Source organism: Streptomyces aquilus (assembly GCF_003955715.1).
GTDB classification, from domain to species: domain Bacteria; phylum Actinomycetota; class Actinomycetes; order Streptomycetales; family Streptomycetaceae; genus Streptomyces; species Streptomyces aquilus.
On sequence record NZ_CP034463.1, the window covers coordinates 6,698,527 to 6,720,457 of the forward strand.

Annotated in this window: 26 protein-coding genes; 23 read left to right on the plus strand and 3 right to left on the minus strand. The window is 68.5% G+C overall.

The genetic code is table 11. The features are described from left to right. The first annotated feature begins 283 nt into the window (after positions 1-283). From EJC51_RS30970 to EJC51_RS31045, 16 genes are all read left to right on the plus strand, one after another. A complete protein-coding gene (locus EJC51_RS30970) occupies positions 284-1,126 on the plus strand; it encodes a hypothetical protein (protein ID WP_126274090.1) in 843 nt (280 codons plus the stop codon). Positions 1,127-1,166: 40 nt separating this feature from the next. Next, a complete protein-coding gene (gene cpaB / locus EJC51_RS30975) occupies positions 1,167-1,874 on the plus strand; it encodes a Flp pilus assembly protein CpaB (protein ID WP_126274091.1) in 708 nt (235 codons plus the stop codon). A 7-nt stretch (positions 1,875-1,881) separates the two neighbouring features. Continuing rightward, positions 1,882-3,138 (plus strand): CpaE/TadZ family protein, encoded by a 1,257-nt coding sequence (locus EJC51_RS30980; protein ID WP_126274092.1) that lies wholly within the window; start codon positions 1,882-1,884, stop codon positions 3,136-3,138. Positions 3,139-3,209: 71 nt separating this feature from the next. Beyond that, complete coding sequence (locus tag EJC51_RS30985; RefSeq protein WP_126277192.1) at positions 3,210-3,530, plus strand: pilus assembly protein; 321 nt, start codon at positions 3,210-3,212, stop codon at positions 3,528-3,530. A 1-nt stretch (position 3,531) separates the two neighbouring features. Next, the gene (locus EJC51_RS30990) at positions 3,532-3,897 is read left to right on the plus strand and encodes a TadE/TadG family type IV pilus assembly protein (protein ID WP_126274093.1); all 366 of its coding nucleotides are present in this window, start codon (positions 3,532-3,534) and stop codon (positions 3,895-3,897) included. Between the two features lie 13 nt (positions 3,898-3,910). Then, the gene (locus EJC51_RS30995) at positions 3,911-5,248 is read left to right on the plus strand and encodes a TadA family conjugal transfer-associated ATPase (protein ID WP_126274094.1); all 1,338 of its coding nucleotides are present in this window, start codon (positions 3,911-3,913) and stop codon (positions 5,246-5,248) included. 12 nt (positions 5,249-5,260) lie between these two features. Further along, positions 5,261-6,205, plus strand: a complete 945-nt coding sequence (locus tag EJC51_RS31000; RefSeq protein ID WP_126274095.1) for a type II secretion system F family protein — start codon at positions 5,261-5,263, stop codon at positions 6,203-6,205. A 24-nt stretch (positions 6,206-6,229) separates the two neighbouring features. Further along, the gene (locus EJC51_RS31005; RefSeq protein WP_126277193.1) at positions 6,230-7,117 is read left to right on the plus strand and encodes a DUF5936 domain-containing protein; all 888 of its coding nucleotides are present in this window, start codon (positions 6,230-6,232) and stop codon (positions 7,115-7,117) included. A gap of 15 nt (positions 7,118-7,132) precedes the next feature. Beyond that, positions 7,133-8,560: a sensor histidine kinase gene (locus tag EJC51_RS31010; RefSeq protein WP_244362931.1), complete on the plus strand. Its 1,428-nt coding sequence runs from the start codon at positions 7,133-7,135 to the stop codon at positions 8,558-8,560. Beyond that, the gene (locus EJC51_RS31015) at positions 8,560-9,396 is read left to right on the plus strand and encodes a response regulator transcription factor (protein WP_126277195.1); all 837 of its coding nucleotides are present in this window, start codon (positions 8,560-8,562) and stop codon (positions 9,394-9,396) included. The genes EJC51_RS31010 and EJC51_RS31015 overlap by 1 nt, the downstream gene beginning before the upstream one ends. Positions 9,397-9,492: 96 nt before the next feature. Then, a complete protein-coding gene (locus EJC51_RS31020) occupies positions 9,493-9,687 on the plus strand; it encodes a Flp family type IVb pilin (protein ID WP_079308008.1) in 195 nt (64 codons plus the stop codon). Then, positions 9,687-10,286 (plus strand): pilus assembly protein TadG-related protein, encoded by a 600-nt coding sequence (locus EJC51_RS31025; RefSeq protein ID WP_126274096.1) that lies wholly within the window; start codon positions 9,687-9,689, stop codon positions 10,284-10,286. Before EJC51_RS31020 ends, EJC51_RS31025 begins: the two co-directional genes overlap by 1 nt. Before the next feature lie 34 nt (positions 10,287-10,320). Continuing rightward, a complete protein-coding gene (locus tag EJC51_RS31030) occupies positions 10,321-10,908 on the plus strand; it encodes a hypothetical protein (protein WP_126274097.1) in 588 nt (195 codons plus the stop codon). Positions 10,909-10,916: 8 nt separating this feature from the next. Continuing rightward, positions 10,917-11,543: an OmpA family protein gene (locus EJC51_RS31035; protein ID WP_126274098.1), complete on the plus strand. Its 627-nt coding sequence runs from the start codon at positions 10,917-10,919 to the stop codon at positions 11,541-11,543. A gap of 2 nt (positions 11,544-11,545) precedes the next feature. Next, positions 11,546-13,576: a PrsW family glutamic-type intramembrane protease gene (locus tag EJC51_RS31040; RefSeq protein ID WP_126274099.1), complete on the plus strand. Its 2,031-nt coding sequence runs from the start codon at positions 11,546-11,548 to the stop codon at positions 13,574-13,576. Further along, the gene (locus EJC51_RS31045; RefSeq protein WP_244362933.1) at positions 13,573-13,953 is read left to right on the plus strand and encodes a hypothetical protein; all 381 of its coding nucleotides are present in this window, start codon (positions 13,573-13,575) and stop codon (positions 13,951-13,953) included. Before EJC51_RS31040 ends, EJC51_RS31045 begins: the two co-directional genes overlap by 4 nt. Before the next feature lie 19 nt (positions 13,954-13,972). Here the strand turns inward: EJC51_RS31045 and EJC51_RS31050 are convergent, their stop codons facing one another. The 3 genes from EJC51_RS31050 to EJC51_RS31060 form a co-directional block, all read right to left on the minus strand. Then, positions 13,973-14,350 (minus strand): nuclear transport factor 2 family protein, encoded by a 378-nt coding sequence (locus EJC51_RS31050; RefSeq protein WP_079308016.1) that lies wholly within the window; start codon positions 14,348-14,350, stop codon positions 13,973-13,975. Between the two features lie 38 nt (positions 14,351-14,388). Next, positions 14,389-15,129, minus strand: a complete 741-nt coding sequence (locus EJC51_RS31055) for a DUF4232 domain-containing protein (RefSeq protein ID WP_126274100.1) — start codon at positions 15,127-15,129, stop codon at positions 14,389-14,391. Positions 15,130-15,349: 220 nt separating this feature from the next. Continuing rightward, positions 15,350-15,730, minus strand: coding sequence for a DUF192 domain-containing protein (locus tag EJC51_RS31060; RefSeq protein ID WP_126274101.1), 381 nt, complete (start codon positions 15,728-15,730; stop codon positions 15,350-15,352). Positions 15,731-16,071: 341 nt separating this feature from the next. Here EJC51_RS31060 and EJC51_RS31070 point away from each other — a divergent pair, with 341 nt between their 5' ends. The 7 genes from EJC51_RS31070 (at position 16,072) to EJC51_RS31100 (ending at position 21,874) form a co-directional block, all read left to right on the plus strand. After that, the gene (locus tag EJC51_RS31070) at positions 16,072-16,728 is read left to right on the plus strand and encodes a hypothetical protein (protein ID WP_207924774.1); all 657 of its coding nucleotides are present in this window, start codon (positions 16,072-16,074) and stop codon (positions 16,726-16,728) included. Further along, positions 16,716-17,741, plus strand: a complete 1,026-nt coding sequence (locus EJC51_RS31075) for a hypothetical protein (RefSeq protein WP_425276812.1) — start codon at positions 16,716-16,718, stop codon at positions 17,739-17,741. Before EJC51_RS31070 ends, EJC51_RS31075 begins: the two co-directional genes overlap by 13 nt. A 121-nt stretch (positions 17,742-17,862) precedes the next feature. Beyond that, positions 17,863-18,183, plus strand: a complete 321-nt coding sequence (locus EJC51_RS31080) for a hypothetical protein (RefSeq protein WP_126274102.1) — start codon at positions 17,863-17,865, stop codon at positions 18,181-18,183. After that, positions 18,180-19,544 carry a hypothetical protein gene (locus tag EJC51_RS31085; RefSeq protein ID WP_208870755.1) on the plus strand — a complete coding sequence of 455 codons (1,365 nt, stop codon included), beginning with the start codon at positions 18,180-18,182 and terminating at the stop codon, positions 19,542-19,544. The genes EJC51_RS31080 and EJC51_RS31085 overlap by 4 nt, the downstream gene beginning before the upstream one ends. Before the next feature lie 97 nt (positions 19,545-19,641). After that, positions 19,642-20,229, plus strand: a complete 588-nt coding sequence (locus tag EJC51_RS31090; RefSeq protein WP_126274103.1) for a hypothetical protein — start codon at positions 19,642-19,644, stop codon at positions 20,227-20,229. Positions 20,230-20,267: 38 nt separating this feature from the next. Beyond that, entirely contained in the window at positions 20,268-20,939 is a 672-nt protein-coding gene (locus EJC51_RS31095) for a hypothetical protein (RefSeq protein WP_244362935.1), read from the plus strand. A gap of 41 nt (positions 20,940-20,980) precedes the next feature. Beyond that, the gene (locus tag EJC51_RS31100) at positions 20,981-21,874 is read left to right on the plus strand and encodes an LLM class flavin-dependent oxidoreductase (RefSeq protein ID WP_126274105.1); all 894 of its coding nucleotides are present in this window, start codon (positions 20,981-20,983) and stop codon (positions 21,872-21,874) included. Positions 21,875-21,931 lie beyond the last annotated feature (57 nt).

Sequence of the window (21,931 nt, forward strand, 5' to 3'; positions counted from 1 at the left end):
TCCAGACCAAAGTGGCCGCCGTGACCGCTCTCCCGGTATGGGCCCCTGGGCCCACCCGACGACCCTGGCAAGGGCCCCAGGGCCGAAATATGTCGGGCAAGATGCTCAACCTGCCCCGATTTGGCGCAACTTGTGTAACGGCAGTTCCTCGCCAGCTACACAAACGCTGTTCTCCGGTCACAACCGCGTGGTTAGAGTGCTTGCGTAGTCACGCAGTGAAGTCGACTGGGTGGGTCGGGTAACGCCGGTCGGGCCGGCGAGGCATGGGAACGGGGAGCTGCGCGTGCCAACTGCCATTGCCGTGACCGGTGCCGACATGGCACTGCCGCCACAGGACGAGCGGACCGTGCCCGCGGTCGTCCTCAAGGACCTCGACCGGCAGCCGCTGGACCAGGCGCTGACGTCGCTGCAACAGCTGATCGACCAGTGCGGACATGTGATCGTCGTCTGCTCGCGGGTGGTCGCGCCCGGCGTGGAACGGCGGCTGCACACCATCCGCTCCCTGCTGGAGAGTGACCGGATCGCGCTCTTCCGTCCCGATCTGCCCCCGCTCGGACTGGCCGTCCTGGCCCGCCAGTTGCGGCAGCTCGCCTCCTGCGACCTCAGCCCCGGCGTCCTCGCCTCCGCCGGCCGGCTGCTGACCCACTACATCCACGCCGGTGCCGTCCTCGGCTCCGTCACCAAGCTCGACCGCGTCCCCGTCGGGCTGAAGTCCCACGCCAAGTCCTGGGTGCCCGGCAGCCAGTTCGGCGTGATCGCCCACCCCGAGCCGCAACTCGTCCGCATCGGCCCCGAGGCGTCCCTGTCGGGGCCCGAGTTCGCCACCTCGATGCTGGTCGCCAAGGGCCAGCTCCAGACCGACTGGATCGCGGGCACCCTCGCACCCGCCTGGAACGTCCAGGGACTGCGAGAGGCCCCGCTGCCCGCCGAGTCCGCCGTCTGGTGGGGCACCGCCAAGCTGGTCGAGTTCTGCACCTTCCTGCCCGACCTCTCGGTCCTCTACCAACTGGTGACGTCCGTCCGGCAGTCCAGCTGCCACTGGTGCGGCATCGACGTCATCGGCGACCGCTGTGTCTTCTGCTCCGCGACATCGCCCCTCGAACAGCACCAACTCACCACCGGGTGAGCCCTGCCGACCCACATCCCCCAATGAGGTTGTCCGGTTCATGAACTCCCGTCAGCGCCGCGGCGTCATACTCCTGATCCTGTCGGTCGTCTGCGCCCTGGCGGCCTTCGCCGGTGTGCTGTCCGTCATCGACGACGTGAAGTCCAAGGTCGGCCCCGAGGTCACCGCGTACGAGGTCAAGGCCGAGATCCCGCCCTACACGGCGCTGAGCAGGGCCCAGTTCGAGAAGATCTCGATGCCCGAGCGGTGGCTGTCGGCCAACGCCGTCACCGATCTCCGCGACATCGAGGGCAAGATCGCGGTGACCAAGCTGGAGAAGGGCTCCCTGCTGCAGAGCGACATGATCGTGGCACAGCCGGCTCTGCAGCCCGGGCAGCAGGAGGTCGCCATCATGATCGACGCGGCGACCGGCGTCGCCGGCAAGATCACGCCGGGCTCCACGGTCAACGTGTACGCCACCTTCGAGGGCGAGCGGGAGGGTGCTCCCGCCCAGTCCAAGATCATCGTAACCAATGCCAAAGTCCTCGACGTCGGCAGGCTGACCCCGCTCGACCCCGACGAGAGCAACCGGGACCAGCGCACCAAGGAAGCCGTCCCGATCACCTTCGCCCTCTCCACCCTCGACGCCCAGCGCCTCACCTACGCCGAGTCGTTCGCCGAGCGGGTCCGCCTCGCCCTGGTGGCTCCCGGCGGCGACCAGCAGGTCCCCGACCAGGACCGCACGTACGAACTCGCGAAGGACAAGTGAGAGCCGTATGCCCACGAGGATCCTGCCGGCCGTAGGCGACGCGGACGCCGTCCGCTCCATCACCACCCTCCTCAGCCAGCTCCCGGACGCCGAACCGGTCGCCCCGGTGGTCGACTCCACCCAGCTCGTCGACACCCTGGCCCGGCTGGCCGCCGAGTCCGTCGACGAACTCCCCGAGGTCGTCGTCGTCCACGAACGCATCGGCCCGGTCCCCGCGCTGGAGCTCATCCGCGAAGTCGCCCTGCGCTTCCCGGCGGTGGGCGTCATCCTCGTCACCTCCGACGCGAGCCCCGGCCTGTTCCAGGCGGCCATGGACTACGGCGCCCGCGGCCTGGTCGCCCTCCCGCTCCACTACGACGAGCTGGCCAGCCGCGTCCAGGCCGTCGCCGCCTGGTCGGTGGGGGTACGACGTCATCTCGGCGCCGGGGCCGACGTGTTCACCGGCGTCGGCGGCACCGTGGTCACCGTCAGCGGCGCGAAGGGCGGGGTGGGCGCGACCCTCACCGCCATCCAACTCGCCCTGGCCGCCCAGGCGTCCGGCCGCTCCACCGTGCTGGTCGACATGGACCTCCAGACCGGCGACATCGCCTCCTTCCTGGACGTCCAGTTCCGCCGGTCGGTGGTCGACCTCGCGGCGATCACGGACATCTCACCGAGGGTCCTCGCGGACGCCGTCTTCCGCCACGACACGGGCGTCGCCCTGCTCCTCGCCCCCGGCGAGGGCGAACGCGGCGAGGAGGTCACCGACCGCGCCGCCCGCCAGATCGTCAGCGCCCTGCGCTCGCGCTACGAGGTGGTCGTCGTCGACTGCGGCGCACAACTCGGCGGCGCGGGCGCCGCGGCGGTGGAGATGGCGGACGCGGCCCTGCTGGTCACCACGCCGGACGTGGTCGCGGTACGCGGCGCCAAGCGGGCCGTCCGCATGTGGGACCGGCTCCAGATCCGCAAGGCCGAGGAGACGACCGTCGTCGTCAACCGGCACACCCGCGGTACGGAGATCCAGCCGCACCTGATCCAGAAGATCACCGGCACGCCGGTCGCCGGGACGGCGATCCCCGCCCACTTCAAGGAACTCCAGGGAGTCGTGGACGCGGGCCGCGTGCACGAACTCGACAACAAGAGCACCGTCAAGCAGGCCCTGTGGGCCCTGGCGGGGGAGCTGGGGCTGGTCAAGGCACGGGAGGGGGCCGGTGCGCACAAGGGCGGCGGGCGGGGCGACCGGGGCGCGGTGAGCTTCCGCAGGCGCAGGGAGCTGGGACCGTGAGGCGGCGGCGGTACGGAGATTCCGGGTGGGCCCCGCGGGACTCCGGCCAGGTCACCATCGAGTTCCTCGGGATGACACCGCTGATCATCGCCACCCTGGTGCTGGTGTGGCAGTTCGTGCTGGTGGGCTACACGTTCACGCTGGCCGGACATGCCGCCGACGAGGCGGTACGGGCGGGGACGGCATCGGAGGGCCAGGCGGCCTGCCAGGAGGCGGGCCTCAAGGACCTGCCGGGCGCGTGGCAGGGGGACGCCGAGGTGACCTGCACAGCCGACGGCGACTACGTCACCGCCGACGTGTCCCTGAAGGTGCCCGTGCTCTTCCCCGGCTCGATCGGCTTCCCGTTCACCGTCGAGGGCCACGCGGGGGCCGTGCAGGAGGAGAAGGACTGAGATGTCGTACGACAGGAAAGTCCTAGACGCTCGTGAAGCCCGGCGTGACCGGGGCCAAGTCGCCATCGAGTACCTGGGTTTCATCCCGATCCTGCTCCTCGTCGCCCTCGCCGGCGTCCAGGTCGGGCTCATCGCCTACGCCGCCCAGCAGGCCGGCACGGCGGCCAGGGCGGGGGCGCGGGCGGCCTCGCTGGAGCGCAGCGCACAGGAAGGCTGCGCGAACACGGTGAGCGACTGGCTGTCCGTGTCCTGCTCGGCCGCCCAGGGCGACGACACGGTGACGGTCACCGCCACCGTCGACATCCCCCTCCTCGTCTGGGACTTCGGTAACGCGACCAAGACCGCCACCATGCCGCTCGACCACTGAACGAGGTACGACCATGAGCCTGCGCGCACGCATCAGCACCCCCGAGGAGAACGGCGCCCGGGGCGAGGACGGCCACCTCGTCTCGTCGTACCGCGCCAAGCTCCTGGAGGAGATCGACCTCGCGGAGATGAGTTCGCTCGCGGCGGCCGAGCGCCGGGCCCGGCTTGAGCGGGTGCTCGGGCACATCATCAGCCGTGAGGGCCCGGTGCTGTCGACGGTCGAGCGCTCGCAGCTGATCCGGAGGGTGGTCGACGAGGCACTCGGCCTCGGCATCCTGGAACCCTTGCTGGAGGACGCGTCGATCACCGAGATCATGGTGAACGGCCCGGACGCGATCTTCGTCGAACGCGGCGGCAGGGTCGAGCAGTTGCCGCTCCGCTTCCCCTCCCACGACCAGCTGATGCAGACGATCGAGCGGATCGTGTCGACGGTCAACCGCCGCGTGGACGAGTCGAACCCGATGGTCGACGCCCGCCTCCCCTCCGGCGAGCGCGTGAACGTGATCATCCCGCCCCTGTCCCTGACGGGCGCGACCCTGACCATCCGCCGCTTCCCCCGCTCCTTCACGCTCCACGAGATGATCGGCTTCGGCTCGCTGGACGAGCACATGCTGTATCTGCTGGCGGGGTTGGTGCGGGCGAAGTTCAACATCATCGTCTCGGGCGCGACGGGCACCGGGAAGACCACCCTGCTGAACGCCCTCTCCGGCCTCATCCCCGAGCACGAACGCATCATCACCATCGAGGACTCGGCCGAACTCCAGCTCCAGCAGGCCCACGTCATCCGGCTCGAATCCCGCCCCCCGAACGTCGAGGGCAAGGGCCAGATCACCATCCGCGACCTGGTCCGCAACTCCCTGCGCATGCGCCCCGACCGCATCGTCGTCGGTGAGGTCCGCGGCGGCGAGTCCCTCGACATGCTCCAGGCGATGTCCACCGGCCACGACGGCTCGCTCGCCACGGTCCACGCCAACAGCACCGAGGACGCCCTGATGCGGCTCAAGACCCTCGCGTCGATGTCCGAGGTCGGCGTCCCCTTCGAGGCGCTGCACGACCAGATCAACAGCGCGGTCGACGTCATCATCCAGCTGACCCGCTTCCCGGACGGGGCCCGCAGGATCACCGAGATCGCCGTGCTGGACAGCCACGGCGGCGAACCGTACCGCCTGGCCACGGTCGCCCGCTTCGACGCCGAGCCGATGGCGGCGGACGGCCGTGTCTACGGCACCTTCGCGTACGCCCCGCTGCCGCGCCGCACCGCGAACCGCCTCTACATGGCGGGCCAGCCGATCCCGCAGGCCTTCGGCGTGGCCCAGTCCGTGGCCGAGCTGACGACCCGAGAGACCAGGTAGGTGGACGCCCCCATGGAACTGCACACCCTCGTCCAGCTCGCCACCGGCCTCACCCTGCTCACCTGCGGCCTCGCGGTGGCCGGCCTGCACGCGTACGCCATGGGCAGGGCCCAGCGCCAGGCCCTCATCGACCGCCTCTCGGCGACCGGCCAGATCGAGGTGGGCGGCCGCAGGCGCCGCTTCCCGAAACTGGACCGGCGGCTGCGCCGCACCCGGTTCGGCAGGAAGCTGGAGCTACGGCTCGCGGCGACCGGCCTCGACATCACGCCGGGCGAGTTCTTCGTCTACATGATGTCCAGCGCGGCCGGCCTGTTCCTGATCGGCCAGGCGTCCCTGGCCCCCTTCTTCGGCCCGATCGCGGGCTTGCTGGGCATCTGGGCGGCCCTCCAGTTCCTCAACTGGCAACGCCAGAAGCGCATCGAGAAGTTCATCAACCAACTCCCCGAGCTGTCCCGCATCCTGGCCAACGCCACCCAGGCGGGCCTGGCCCTGCGCACGGCGATCGGCATGGCGGCGGAGGAGCTGGAGGCCCCGGCGGGGGAGGAGCTGGGCAAGGTGGCGAACCAGCTGGCACTGGGCGCGTCACTGGACGACGCGCTGGGGGAGATGGCGGAGCGGCTGCCGTCGAGGGAACTGGTCGTCCTGGTGACGACCCTGGTCCTCTCCAACCGGGCGGGCGGCCAAGTGGTCGGCGCCCTGCGCAACTTGACGGAGACGCTGGAGGAGCGGAAGGAGACGAGGAGGGAAGTCCGTACGCAACTCTCCCAGGTCAACATGACGTCGTACGCCGTCCCGGTCCTCGGCATCGGCTCCCTGTTCCTGATGAACGGGGTGAAGGACGGCGCCCTGGACCGCATGACCGGCTCCCCGATCGGCCAGGGCGTGGTGATCGTGGCGTTCGCGATGTACGCGGTGGGCTTCATCCTGATCCGCCGCCTGTCCCGTATCGACGTGTGAGGGAGGGGAGCGAAGACCATGACGATCGGAATCGCACTCGCGCTGCTGATGGGACTGTCCGTCTGGGGCGTCTTCGCGGGCATCCGCATGTACCGGGCGGACGCGAAGCTGCCGAGCGACCTGATGCTGGCCCTGGAGGTCGGCGCCACGCGCACGGGCGCGGTGGACTCGGTGATCGACCGGCTGGGGATGCGGTACGCCCCGGCGGTACTGCGGCTGATGGGCCCGAAGCAGGTGGCGAAGTACCGGCGGAAGATCGACCTGGCGGGCAACCCGGGCGGCCTGACGATCGACCGCTACGCGGCACGCCGGGCGGTGTACGGCTTCCTGGGCGGCTTCGGCGGCCTGCTGTGCGTCATGCGGGGCAGCTGGCTCCTGGCCCTCCTCCTCTTCGCGTTCGGGGCGTTCTGGACGGAGGTCGGCATCTGGTCGGCGATCCGCGTCCGCAAGGACGTCATCGAGCGCACCCTGCCGGACTTCCTGGACGTCCTGGCGGTGGTGGTCAGCGCGGGCCTGGGATTCCGGCAGGCGCTGGACCGGGTGGCGACGAAGTACGAGGGCCCGTGGGCCGACGAACTGCGCATCACGCTGCGCCAGATGGACCTCGGCATGAGCCGCAGGCAGGCGTTCGCGGAGCTGCGTCGCCGCAACGACTCCGAACAGGTCGCGATGTTCGTGTCGGCACTGCAACAGGGCGAGGAGTTGGGCGCCCCCATCGTCGACACCCTCATCGCCCTCGCCAAGGACATGCGCCGCACCGACGCCCAGAACGCCCGCCGCAAGGCCGCGCGCGCGGTTCCCAAGGCCACGATGATGATCACGACGTTCATGGTCCCGGCGACGATGCTGCTCCTGGGGGCCGGCCTGATCCTGGGTTCGGGGACGGACTTCGGCTCGATCACGGGGAAGTAGGGCGGGAGGCCGGGGATGGCGATGACGAAGGCGAGGGCGGAGGCCCTCGCGACTGTGCGGTCAGCCGCCGACGGCGCTGAGGCCCCACAGGGGCCACCCGCACTCGACGACGAAAGCTGCACGGGTGGTGCGGGTGGGAACCCAAATCCGGCCGAAGGCCGTGTGCCCACCCACGCACCCGCACCCGCACCCACAATCCCCCTCCAAGCCAACGCGCTCCAAGCCATGTGCCGCCAAGTCTTCGGCTTCCGCCTGGCCATGATCGCGCTCGCCGCCCCCGCCGCCCTCCTCAACGCCGCCCCCGGCCTGAGCGCACGCCTGGTCGCCGCAGCAGTACTGGTCACCTTCATGGGTTCCTACGTCCTCTTCAGAGACTGGGAACGCTTCGGCCCCCTACTCCTCCGCCACCCCACCCTCCTGGCCGCGGACACCCTCTTCGGCGCCCTCCTCCTCATCTCGGCCGGCCCCGACACCACCCTCGCCTACGTCAGCGTCTGCACCCCCCTCCTCGCGGGCCTCGTCTACGGCTGGCGAGGCGCAGGCTGCTTCGCCTCCCTCCAGGGCCTGATCCTCGTAACCGTCTACGCCGCCTCGAAGGACCTCCACCCCACAGTCGCCGAGGCGCTGCTCCTGCCCGGCCTCTGCGTGGTCACGGGCGCGATGGGCGTGACCCTGCGCAACCTCCTCCTCCGCTTCGGTGCGGCCACCCAGGCCCTGACCACGGTCCAGGCCCGCCTGGCAGCAACAGAAGCAGTGGCCACGGAACGCGCCCGCCTGGCCCGCGAGATGCACGACTCGGTGGCGAAGACCCTGCACGGCGTGGCCCTGGCGGCAGACGGCCTGGCGGCCTCGGCGGGAGCGACGGACACGGACCCGGCCCTGCTGAGGAGCCAGGCCGACCTGGTGGCCCGCTCGGCCCGCAGGGCAGCCGCGGAATCCCGCGAACTCCTGGCCGACCTACGCCGCCAGGCAACTCCGCACCAGTCCATGGACGTGATGGCCGAACTGTCGGCCAGAACAACGGACTTCAGCACCCGCACCAACATCCCCGCCACCTACCACCCCACCGGCGACGACCAGGCCACCCTCCCCCCGCTCCCACCCACCGTGGCCCGCAACCTCCTCACCATCGCCACGGAGGCCATGGAGAACGCCCACCGCCACGCGTCCCCCACCCAGGTGGACGTGAGCGCAGGGGTCCACGGCGACCTCCTGCGGATCACGGTCTACGACGACGGCCGCGGCCTCCCCCAGGACACCACCCTCGAACAACTCCGCAGAGCAGGCCACTTCGGCTTGGTGGGCATGGTCGAGCGGGCAGCCTCGATGGGCGCCCGCATCCGCATCGGCCGAGGAGACCACCCCAAGGGCACGGAGGTCCGCCTGGAACTCCCGCTGGCCACGATCCGAGAGATCCGTGAGATCCGAGAGGAGGCCGCATGATGCCCGACCAGACGATCCCCCACAACCCGGTCGAGCCGGTTGAGCCGGTTGAGCCGACCGAGGAACCCCGACGCACCCATCTACGCGTCCTGGTGGCGGACGACAACCCGGTGGTCCGCGCGGGCCTCACCGCCCTCCTCTCCGGCCGCGAGGACATCACGGTCGTGGCGGAGGCGACGGACGGCCGCGAGGCCTACGAGGCCGCCCGGCGCCACCGCCCCGACGTGATCCTCCTGGACGTCCGGATGCCCGGGGTGGACGGCATCTCGGCCCTCCCGCACCTGGTGCCGATCGCCCCGGTGCTGATGCTGACGTACAGCAGCGAGTCGGAGATCGTCCACGAGGCCCTCCGCCGAGGCGCGGGCGGCTACTTGGTGCACGGCGAGTTCACCGCGGACCAACTGGTGGCGGCGGTACGGGACATCGGCTCGGGCAGCGCCCATTTCACCGTGTCGGCGGCGGGTGCCGTAATGGCCGGACTACGAAGCTCGAAGCCCGTACCCCTGCCGGAGAACCTGGGCCTGGCAAGTGCAACTGCATACGATACAGAGATCTCAAGCACCCGCCCACAAGGGACTTCTGGCAAACTACTTTCGCGATTGCAACCACCTGTGGCACAGTCTCGGTATCAACTCAGCGTGAGGGAGGCGGAGATCATGGAGCTCATCGCATCCGGCATGAACAACCAGCAGATCGCCGCCACTTGCTTCATCAGCGAGAAGACCGTCAAGAACCACATCAACCGCATCTTCGCCAAACTCCACAGCACCAGCCGAGCCGAGGCCGCCGCCAAGTGGCTCGGAACGGCCCCGGAATCACATGGAGACCTGCGGTGAGCGCGATTTGGGCCCGGATTTGGGCCCTGGGACCCTCTGGCAAGAAGGGCGTCACCTCGTACGTTGCACGCACCACGGACAACGGAGGGCAACGCCATGAGCAACTGGATCAACACCACGGTCTCGTACCTCAAGGCCCGCGTCGAGCGGAACGACAAGGGACAGACGGCCGTGGAGTACCTGGGCATCATCGCGGTGGTCGTAGCGATCATCCTGATCCTCCTCGGCACGGACTTCGGCAACCAGATCGCCGACGCCATCACCACGAAGATCGGCGAGATCACGGGCTGATGCGCGGGCGCGCTCGCGGAGACGCAGGGCAGGCCTTCCCCATCTACATCACGGTGGTGGGCGGCCTGCTCTTTCTCGCGTTCGCGTACCTTGCGGTCGGCCAGGCCGCGGCGAACAAGAACGGTGCCCAGACCGCCGCTGACGCGGCGGCCTTGGCGGCAGCCCAGGACCGGCGGGACCAGCTCGCGGGCCAATGGGTGACGGACGTCCTCGACCCGACGAAGTGGCAGGACATCTTCGACGGCAACGCGGAGGGGCTCGACCCCTCTTGCGGGCGTGCGGACCAGCTGGCGGCGCAGAACGACGCCGTGGTGCTGGTCTGCGACCCAGAGGGGCCGTTGGCCTACACGGTCGAGGTGAGGACCAACAAGTCCGTGGGGGAGTCCGTCATCCCGGGCACGGAGAACAAGCAGTCCAAGGCGTCCGCCACCGCCGAGGTCGAGCCCCGGTGCACGTTCGAACCTCCAGCCGAGGACGCGGCGGACGACGTACTGCCACGCCTCACCTGCAAGGACGGCGAGAACTGGGACCTGGACCCGGAGGATCTGGGCGATCTGCCGAAGCCCGAGGATCTCTTCGATGTCCACCTGGCCGACTGACAAGCGAACGACGAGTGACGAAGGAAGCAGACGCATGAGCAGCATTCGGTTCACTGCGCAGGCCCGTAGAGGGGTGGTCGCGTTGGCGCTCGCGGCCGGACTGGCCGTCGGTGTGGCCGGCTGCGGCGGCGGTGGGGGCGACGGCGACAAGAAGCCGGAAGCGACCGCGTCCGCTCCTCAAAAGGAGGGCTCCGACCCGAGCGCCCAGGAAGGCCAGTCGGACGACGTCCAGGCCGAGTTGAAGGGTTCGAGCGGGCTGCTCCTGCAGGTCACGTCCGTCGAACGTGATGCTGGCGGATTTGTCACAGTGAACGGCACGCTCAAGAACGACAGTGCCAAGGCGGTCACGGTGCCAGGCGCGTTGCGCGGCGACGAGACCGAGATCATCGCGCACGACAGGTCCCTCGGCGGAGCCACCCTCGTGGACTCCAAGGAGAAGAAGCGCTATTACGTGCTCCGTGACACCGAAGGCCGCCCCCTGACGACGACCGGTCTCTCCATCCTCAAGGCAGGAGAGGAACTGCCCGTCTTCATGCAATTCCCCTCCCCACCCGAATCCACCACAGACGTCACCCTCCAACTCCCCACCTTCTCCAGCGCCACGATCAAGATCTCCGGGTGAGGCAGGCGATGACCCTCCCCACCACCCGCGTGGTCTGGGCCGCGGCCACGGTCCTGATCGTCACGAATGTCTACGGCATCACGACCGCGCACGCCGACGGGACCCCGAGCGTCCCCCCAGGCACCGAAGCCACGGCCTCCGCGCCCGTCAAGGTCGACCCCAACGACCCCGACCTCAAACTCCCCGAGGGCGCCACGCTCGCCGAGCCGAAGGTCCTCGACATCAAGCAGGTCGTCGAGGACGAGGGCGGCGAGGAGCGCCGCGAAGACACCAACGTCGACATCAAGTTCGCCCTCCAGGCCGAGGTCCTGTTCAGCAAGGACAGCGCGAAGTTGAGCGACGACTCCAAGGCCCGCATCGCAGCGATCGCCGACGAGATCAAGAAGCAGCACGCGACACGGATCAGGGTCTTCGGCTTCACGGACAACCTGGGTTCGTCGGCGCACGGCGACGTCCTCTCCCGCCAGCGCGCCAACGCGGTCCAGGACGTCCTCGACGACGAACTGAACGACGCGAACATCACGTACGAGGTACGCGGCTACGGCGAGCAGTACCCGATCGCCGACAACTCGACGGAGACGGGCCGGAAGAAGAACCGAAGGGTGGAGGTCTCCTTCCAGCGCTCGGCGGGCTGACCGTGACCGTACTCATGGTGGCCGCCGCCATGTACGGGGTCGTACAACTGCTCCTCCTCTCCGCACCCACACGCTCCGTGGGCACGGCGACGACGCTCCTCGCCGTCCTCGTTGGCGTGTACGCCTGCGGCACGGCGGCGGCGATCCTGGAACTGACGTACACGAGACTGATCGCCGAGCAGACGGACCAGTCCCTGATCAGGGTCGTGAACACCACCGCGTACACCACGGCACCGTGGGTCGAGGAACTGGTCAAGATCTCCCCACTCCTGCTGGTCGGCCTGTACGCCAGGGTCCGCCGTCAGTGGGGCCTGACCGACTTCACGATCCTGGGGGCCGCACTCGGTGCCGGTTTCGGTCTGCTGGAGGCGCTGCTGCGGTACGCCTTGGACGCGGACCGCGCCATCGCCGCGCACGGCGGCTGGATCGTGCCGGAGAGCCTGTCGGCGCCGTATGTCCCGGGCCCCGACCAGGTACTCACGTCCTGGTTACCGGCGCCCGTCGCCCCTCTGGACCTGGGCCGTGGCGGAGAGGTGGCGGTCGGGACGTTCACGCACCTGGTGTGGTCGACGATCGTGGGCCTGGGCGTGGGAGTGCTGTGGCGAGCGAGGGGTCGCTGGAAACCGCTGGCGCTGCTCCCGCTCGGCGCGGCGGTGGCCCACCACACCCTGAACAACTACGCGGCCACACACGCCCGTACGCCCGCGGACGACTGGCTGGAGAACCTCCGCCCCACCCTCGGCCTCGCCCCACTGGCCGCCCTGCTGCTGGCCATCACGGCTGACCTGATCACCCTGCACCGAGCGAAGCGCGCACTCCCCGACACACTCCTCCCCACCGAGCGCAGGGACGGCGACACGATCGCGGCGGTACTCCACTACGGGTCGCTGCGCGTCCCTTGGACCCCGCTGATAGCCCTCCGCTTCCTACGCCTGCGCCGCTCCCTCTGCTACGAAGCCGCCACGGGCCCGCCCCACCCTCAAGCCCCACTACGCCAAGCCGTGGCCGACACAGCCACGCGCATCGCGGAAACCGACGACGCCAGGGCATGGCGTATCCCCGGCCTGAGAGCCCGCATACGCGCGGCGTCAGGCGCCACCGCCGCCACCCGCACCAGGCGCTCACTGGCCCTGTTGATCCCCTGTGTCCTCGTCCTCCCGTCCGTCGTCTTCCTCGGCCTCGGCTCCTTCAAGTCGACAGCGGAGGTGCAGGAGTACTTCACGACAGGCACCGGTCCGAAGCTGCTGCGGGCCTTCGCCGTAGCCGCCCTGGTATGGATCGCCTGGCAACTCTCGACCCTGCTCCGCACCTGGCGCCAGACGGCCACCGCCACCCCTCTCCTCGCCGAACCCCTCGCCACCCACCGCTTCCGCACCGCCTCGGCCCTCGGCTCGGCCACCACCGGAAGCCTCCTGCTCTGGCGAAGCCTGGGAAGGGCCGGCACGGAAGGCCAGACGATCCCACCGTCCCACCTCCTCGACGCCCTGGACCGCTTCCTCGTCCACCTCGGCTTCGCCCTGCTCCTCCTCTCCCTCCTGGCCCTGTTCCCACCGGGCGCGGGCCTCGCCCTGGCCGGCGTCACGGCCACGGGGGAGGGCGCGCTGGGCGCCGCGCTCGCCGCGCGACTGGGGTTGGCCGGGATAGCGCTCATGGCTGTCGGGGCAGCGGGTGGCGGGGGAAACGGAAGCGGCGGCAGTGGATCAGGTCAGCAGGCGAACTCCGCCGCCGGTCAGGCCGGCCCAGCCGCGTCCGGCGATGCGATCGGAGGCCATCGGTCGGCGTCCTCGATCGCCAAGTGGGCACGTGAACAGGGCTGGGCCGAGACTCAGACGGAGAACGGTCCGCCGAAGTTCGTCGACGAGAACGGGATTGTCCGGATCACTCTGAAGCAGGGCAGCAGCAGAGCCCCGGGAAGCGGGATGCCGCATGTGGAGATAAGGAATGCTCAAGGGGAGCGCATCGACCCTCAGGGAAATCCGGTCACGAGGAAGAGCCCTGGGAACCACACACCGATCGTCTGGGATTTGCCGTGAACACTGAGAAGGTCGACTACCCACAACTGAGCGGATTCGAGGATGTCTACCTGGAGGACAGCTTCGTCCTGGGCGTAACGGCCACGCCTGGCCGACTGTGCCTGGACGTGGACCTCGTCCTCACCGCGCATCACCCGGCTTATCGGCCGCCTGCCCCCGGTGAGCAGAACTGTTACATCCGGGCCAGGATCGAATTCCCTCATGTTCGAAGCCTCACGTGGACCGATCAGGGAACACCGCCTGCGGTGGATGCCTCCGGCGAGGCGGACTACGGCGGAATCGACGCCCTTTTCTGGGACGGTTCGGCCTTTCACCTCGAAGGGGACTGGGGATCGATCGACGTGGCGAGCGGGCCGCCCGGCATCATCCAGTTCTGAAGCCGGGGAACGGATCCGCTCAGGCGCCCGACGGCTTGATCTCCCCGGCGAAGACGATGATCTGGTCGATGAGGCTCCGGCGCAGATGGACGACGTCCGTTCCGGCCAGCCGGGGCCCGCCGTCCGGGGTGGTGAACACCCACTCGTACCGCGCCCACTCATCAGGCATGTCCACCGCTGAGCAACGCACCATCGTGCCCGCCCCCGCCGGATGCCGCCGGATGTCCAGCACGAACCGCTCGACCGCCTCGATCCCCTCGCTCCGCCCCAACGGCCCCCAGAAGACCACGTCCGAGGTCAGAGCCTGGGACAGCAGCGACGTCACATACGCGTCGTCCGAGGCGTTGAAGGCGGAGATGAACGTGTCGATCGCGGACCGTGCCGTCTCTTCCTGCATGGACCAGTAATACCAGCCGGCGTACGAGCGCCTCAGCGTCACCGGGCGAACATGAACTTCTCGGTCGCGGCGAGGTCGGTGTTCCAGTAGGTGACCTGGGGAGTGGCGCTGACGGAGGGATCCCCGACGTTCAGGAAGTCGGTCCCGTCCGGGAACTCGACGGCGAGCTGCGCGACCCCAGCCTCGACGTCCTCGCTGTCCACGAAGCCGATGGTCATCGACTTCACGGCGGTCGTCTCCTCGTCCGCCCGCCACAGCAGCAGCCCCGCGTACCCCTTCCCACCCGGCGCGACCGTCGCGAGCTTCTTCGGCTTGGACTCCATCGGCCCGATCTGCTCCACGGCACCGTCACCGAAGGACACGTACGGGTAGAGGTAGAGCGTGCACGTCGAGTCGCTGATATTGGTGGCGGTGAGGAGCAGATGCCGGGCCTCGTCGTGCGGGTAGACCTTCGAGACGACGGAGACATCGGAGTCGGCGCAGGGCCGGGCTTCCTCACCGGTGGCCTCGTCGACATTCTCGTCGTCGGCACCGGGGGTGACGGTACCGGGCGCGCGCGGAGTGCTGCTGAACGCATCGGACGCACCGGACGCACCGGACGCACCGGACGCACCGGAGGAGCTGGAGGAGCTGGAGGAGCTGGACGAACTGGACGGCGTACCGCTCGCCACCGCGTCACCCGTACCCCCGCCCGCCTCACACGCGGTAGCGGCCAGCAGCGTGGCGACGACCGCGGCGCCGAGGACGTACGTCTTGAGTCTGGTGCGGGCAGCGCCCATGGTGTTCCCCCGAGTGATGTGGACTGATCTGAACTGGACTGGACTGGACTGAACTTGTCCGGCCTGGCGCTCTGAATTCTGCACAGCGGAGCGCACCGATCCAGACACCCTCCGCGATCGTTACGGATCAAGGACATGGACGGGACACTTCCGTTTCCCCAGGTCAACGGTGTGAAACGGGTCAAGCGGCAGCCAACTGCGTAGCTCTCGGGCGACACCCCTACTCGACGGCATCCCCCTTCGCCAAGACCTCCACCCGCACCCCACCCCGCAGCCCCCACCCGGCCATGGCGCCGGCCTCAGCTTCCACGACATGGCGAGCCCGCACCCGGGGCATCCCCAACCGCCCCGGTTCCATGGTCCGTACGGCGATGACGACGAGATGGCGATCGAGATAGGCGACGTCGATCGGAATCCGCATCCGAAAGGTGTGCACGCTGTTGGCAGGCGACAACAGAATCGCCCCCTCGATCCCGTCCCTCCCCAACAGCCCTTTGGTACGGGCCCGATAGGAGGCGGCGATCTCCAGCGGAACGGAAACGCTCTCAGCCTCCCCCCGCACCACCAACAACCCCCGCCCGTCCCGCAACCGCCGCCCCATGCCCGGGCCCCTCTCTTCACGCCTTGCAACTGACGCGCCCTGGATGGCGTCGCTCCACCCAAGAGAACACACGCATCCCAGGGAGCCGAAGTGAACTGTCGCCCCAAGAGAAGGTCAGAGGGACACGGCAAGCGGCCTCGCCACTTCCTCCTTTGCTCATTCATAAGTGGAACAACCAGTTCGCCGCACGTTACGCAACCGTGACCGCTCAATCGAGCCTAGGAGTAGCCAATTTGGCCCCTTTCGTACCGCTGGGTGGGCCGCTTCACCCTGGTGTCGCCCCACCCCGCTGGATAGCGTTGGTTCGCTCAAGAGAAGCCTCGCCTCACCAGGAGCCGATCGTGAATCGCCGCCCCACCCTGATCGCAGCGCTCACGCTGACCGCCGCAGCGGCCCTGACGCTGTCCGCGTGCGGGAGCGATGACAGCTCCAAGAAGGACAACGACAAGATCGCAGGAGCCGACACCGGCGGCGGCAAGTCGGCGTCACCGACGGCGTCGGCCTCAACGGCCGCCGACCGCCCGAAGATCGAGCTGCCCTCTGATCTGTCGTACACGTTCGACTGGTCCAAGACGGGCGACAAGGACAAGGACGCCGTCTTGTCCGACAGTGAGGAGTCGATCAAGGCCGTCGACTTGGCAATCGTCAACCAGGACGCCTTGGACAAGGCTTACCTCTTCTACTACGAGGGGGAAGCGGCGGCCAGTACGCAGGACTTCATCCAGGCGTACGTCAAGGCCAAAGCAAGGGTGACCGGGGCGTACCGCTACTACGACGCTTCCGTCAACGTGAGCGGCAAGGACAGCGCCTCTCTCGTTTACTGCGAGGACCAGAGCAAGGCGTACGACATGTACTTGAAGACCAAGAAGGTCAACAAGACGCCGGCTACGAAGAACAGCTACGTGCTCTACATCACCCAGTTGCACAAGAACGACGAGGGCGTCTGGGCCGTCGAGAAGATTGAGTCTCAGAGGGGGAGCGACAAGTGCCAGCCTTGAGCGTCACGTCGCGGGTTCTGATCGCGCCTGCTGTGATCGGCGCGGTATTGCTAAGTGGTGTGCCCGCCCTCGCCGACAACACGATCGGCGGCGGCGCTCAGGCACCCAACACAAATGCTGACGCCAATGGCGACAACCTCTCTGTAACCGCCGGAGGCGTCGTCTTCGACCGTTCCAAGAACGGCAGCGGTACCTCCACCGGCGCCCTGACTTCGAGCACCAACTGGTCCCCGCCCCCTTGCTGGTACGCCCCCAAGTACACCCCGGAACAGCTCCAGAAGACCCTCGAGCCGATCTGGGAAGCCGAGTCGACCGGCTACGAGTGGGACGCCGAGCAGCGGAAGAAGTACAACGCGGACGACAAGGAGAAGGGCTTCAACAAGGACAAGACCGGCAAGGGCTATTGGTGGGACTCGTACGTCGACAAGAGCTACCCGCCTGGTTGGGACGCCTGCGACAAGGGGCCTTTCTGGGTGGACACGGGCGACGCCCCGCCCGCCGAGTACGAGAACGCCGTCACCCCTGAGATCCTTGCCGAACTCGCCTACAACGAGATTCGCGTACCCGGCACCAAGGTCACCCTGGCACCCGCAGAGACGACCAAGGTCAACCTCCCCACCTGGGCCTGGCTCGACGGCGCCGCCTTCAAGCCGGTCTCCGTCACGGCCTCTGTCCCGGTGCTCCACATCCAGGCGACCGCGACCGCGGAGCCGGTCTCACTGAAGATTGAGCCCGGTACCGCCGACGCCGTCACCTACCCGGCCTCCGGCGTATGCGAGATAAACAACGGCCGCATCGGTGAGCCGTATGCGAAGGGCAAGGCGGACCAGACGCCACCCTGCGGAGTGAAGTACCTGCGCTCCTCGGGCGACGCGACCTTCCCCCTCCGGGCCACGGTCACCTGGAAGATCACCTGGACCGGCACCGGCGGTGCGGGTGGTGACCTGCCCGACGGCAACTTCGGCGCGACGCAGGATGTCGTCGTACAGGAGATCCAGGCCGTCAACCGCTGACGATCACGACGTCCCACGGTCGGGCGATCACTCCCCTCGGGAGAGTGATCGCCCGGCTTGTTGTTCCGGTGGCATGGATAGAGTCCGTCACTCGCGCACACGGTGAGAGCGGAGCGAGTGCATGGCGGGTCGGCTGGCCGTTGACGGTGATGAACTCTCCGACTTCATGGGGAAGTTGAGAAAGTCGACGAACTCGCTCGCCGGGGTTCGCAAGGCGCTGTCGGACGCCGGTGTCCGGGGTCTCGGTACGGACGATCTCGATTCCGCGTGCGAGGACTTTCAGGACGACTGGAAGTACGGCGCCGAGGAGATCGGCAAACAGACGGAAGACCTCGCCGAGATCATCGGCAAAAGCAGGGACAGCTATCGCGAGGTGGACAAGGCGCTGGAGGCGGCCTTGGAGAAGGCCGCCCGGAAAGCGAAGCGCGGGGACGGGAAGTGACCCTCACGCCCGGTGTCGAGCGAACCCGCTCGACCGACCCGCACTACCGTCGGCACGACGACGACCTGAGGAAGCCCCAGGGCCTGCAAACGACTTCTCCCGTTGCGAACCCGCATTACCCACACCTGGGCTTCAATCCGGTGCCGGGTGACACGGAGACCGTCCGAGGGCTGCACAAGAAGCTCAACAATTGCGCCAAGACCCTTGAGGGCACGCACGACTTGGTGACCAAGCTGCTCGACGGGAGCTACTGGGAGGGCGACGCGGCGGTCGCCTTCCGGGAACAACTCGACGGCGGGCCACTCCCGTTGAACCTGAAGAACGCCGCCCATTCGATCCGCAAAGCAGCCAAACAGCTCGTCCGCTGGGAAGGCGAACTCGACGACTACCAGCGGCGGGCCAGGAAGCTAGAGGAGGACGCGAAGGACGCCCAGGAGGCGGTCGACCGGGCGAAAGGACGGGCGGCGGAAGCGGCGGACGACCCCCACCTGAAGGGGAAAGGGGCCGACAGCGATGCCGCGCACAAGGCGCTGACCCACGCCAACAGCGACGTCAAAGAGGCCCAAGCCGAACTCGACAAAGTCATCGGCAGGGCGAAGAAGCTCGCCGAAGAACACGAGAACACGGCCAGGCTCCGCGCGGGCAAGATCCGCGACGCGACGAAGAAGCTGGTCCCGCACGAACCGGGTTGGTTCGACGAGGCCCTCGACTGGCTGAGCGACAACCTGCCGGACATCCTGAGCTTCGTGGCGGGGGCGATCGCGGTGGGTGCGCTGCTGCTCTCGGGCCCACTGGGGTGGAGCCTGGCGACGATGGCGGCACTCATGCTCGCGTCGTCGGCGGTCAGCTTGACGGCTTTCACCTTGAGGATGTCGGACCCGGAGGTGCGTGCCTCGCTCTGGGACGGGTTCACCAAGGGTGAGTTCGACGCCGACTTCTGGAGCAACGGGGTGTCGGTGGGCGCTGATCTCGCCGGGGCGCTGCCCGGTCTGGGAGCCGCGCTCAAGGGTGGCATCGAGGCGACACAGGCAATTCGAGCGGGTAGCGAGAGCGTGGGTTTCTGGCAGAAGGCGGCGGCCTACGGCTCGAAGACACTCGACGAGGCCAAGACGATCAACAGTCTGGATAACCCGATGATCGCCCGCGCTGTACGGAGTTGCACCAATCCGGAGAAGGCAGCCCGAGCCGTCGCGGCGACGTCCGGGCTGACCGGTGTGGGCACAGGCGGCTTCGGCTTGTACGACAAGGCGGTGGACGCGGACGCCAGCAAAGTGAAGGACGGAACCGTCGCAGGCATCGACGGTTCACGTCTCATCCTCGACAACGCCGGAATCTTCAGGTTGGTCAGTCATGTCTTCTGAGGTTCTGGAGGAAGGACGAAGGCCCATGAGCCCCGCTGACCATCCCACTGCGTGGGATCACCCGCCCACCCGTCGCGCCTGGGCAGCGCATATGGCCATGAACGTCATCGGCCTTGGTGGTTGGATCGGCGGCTGGATCGCGCTGCTAGGCCTTTCGCTCCAGACTCCCGGCTGGGCGGTCTGGGTCTGCATGCCGTACTTCATCTACGGGGCATACCGAGCCCTGACCCAACTCCGCTACTTCGGACCGGCGCTGTGGATGCTACGTATCCTGCGCACATACCCCTGGCAGGTCACGTCCGATGTTCGACACGGGCTGACCGAGCGGCCGGAGGTACTCGGCCGCCAGTACGGCTGGTTCGAACTTCCCAATCCCGCCCGCGCGGACCATCGGCTGCCGCTCGTCTTCGCCGAACACTTCCGCACCGGATGGTGGAGCCGCCGTATGGCGCCTCGGGCCAAGCCACGCTTGAAGGCCGACATCGAGACGATCTGGTTCGCGGGAGATCCCCGTTTCGTCGGGTTGATCGCTGCGCCCACCTCGAAGGGGACGTCTCCCCGCCGACTGCACATCGTCGAGCAGAAGACCGATGTCCGGACCGGGCAGCGGTTCGCGGACTGGGGTGCCACCCCGGCGGACATCGAGCGTGGAAGGCAGGCAGGCGTGTTGCCAGTCCACCACTGAACCGTCCTGAGAGGCGTGCTGTGACTACCCCCACGATCTTGCTCCACGACTCCCTCCACGACCCCTTCGCCGAACTCTGGTTCGCCGAACCCGCCGGCTTCACGACCTTGCCTCTCGAGGTACTGCTCCCGGCCCCCGAGTCGACGGCCCTCGATGCCCTCCACATAGCGGCCGCTCCCCTGCTGGCATCCGCACCGGATGACCTGGCTCGTCAGCAGTTCATCGCCCACATCGCCGCGGGGCAGCAGGTGCTGGCCGCGCTCCGCGATGTGGGGACGCTCTATTGCGCACTCGGCCTGCACCGTGACGACGCGGAACAGGCAGGCGCGGGCAGCCGCCCCCCTCTGCTCTCCTTCTTCACCATCTCGTGGTGCGACACCCATGTCGCGCCGCGCGGTGTCACCGCCGCCCGGGCGGTCACCTCGTCCGCAGGCCACACCCACATCGAATACCTCGAACTGCCGTGCGGGCCAGTTTCTTTGAGTGAGAGGACCGTGCGCGCTTCGACCTCACCAGGCCTTCCGCCGCAGCCGCTGCTGCAGATCCATGCGTATCTGCCACACCCTGACTGCCGGCGCCTGGTCGTGCTCACCCTGAGCACGACGGCCATCGCGCGTCGGAGTGATTACCGCGCCATCCTCAGACAGATCGCGGAGACGGTTCGCTTCGAGCAGCCGTTGGAGGCCGGGTCTGCGGGGACCGGCGCGTAAAGAAGTTGTTCACCTTCCTCCTCACGGGTAGGAAGGTCACCATGACCGCACTCGGCGCAGTCTTCCGCCCCCAACTACCCCCCGAACACCTCCGCGACGTAGCCCGTCTCGCGGACGACGCCGGGCTCGAAGAGCTCTGGCTCTGGGAGGACTGCTTCAGAGAGGGCGGCATCTCCACCGCCGCAGCCGCGCTCGCCTGGACCGAGCGGATAAAGGTCGGGGTCGGACTTCTCCCCGTACCCCTGCGCAACGTCGCCATCACCGCCATGGAAATCGCCTCGCTGCACCGCATGTTCCCGGGGCGGGCCGTCGTCGGGGTCGGGCATGGCGTGCAGGACTGGATGGGGCAGGTCGGGGCGCGGGTCGAGTCGCCGGTGACGCTGCTGCGGGAGCATCTCGTCGCGCTGCGGGCGTTGTTGAGAGGGGAACGTGTCAGCACCGACGAGCAGTGGCGCTACGTTCATCTCGACGACGTCGGGCTCGACTGGCCGCCCGCCACCCCCGCACCCGTCCTCGCCGGCGCCACCGGCCCCCGTACCCTGCGCCTCACCGGCGAAGCCGCCGACGGCACCATCCTCACCGCCTCCACCACCGCCGACGGAGTACGCCGGGCACGGCAGCTCATCGACGAAGGGCGGGAGGCTGCTCTGCGCAGCGGGGCCACCCTCGCCGACTCCCACCGCGTCGTCGTCTATCTGCTCACCGCCACCGGGCCCGACGCCGCCCGGCGCCTGCACGCCGAGCTCGTCGACGAAGGGCTCCAGGACGTGCCCGAACTCGGTGTCGCCGGCGATGCCGGTGCCGTCGCCAAGGCCGTTCAGCGGCTCGCGGAGGCCGGCGCCGACGCCGTCATCCTCCAGCCGACCGGCGACGAGCCCGACCCGGAGGGATTCGTGCGGTTCGCCGCCGAGGAAGTCCGGCCCCTAGTGCCGTGACCTGCGGTGAGGGGCTTCGTCGTCGGTCACCTCGAAGGGGTCCTCGCCTTCGTGCGC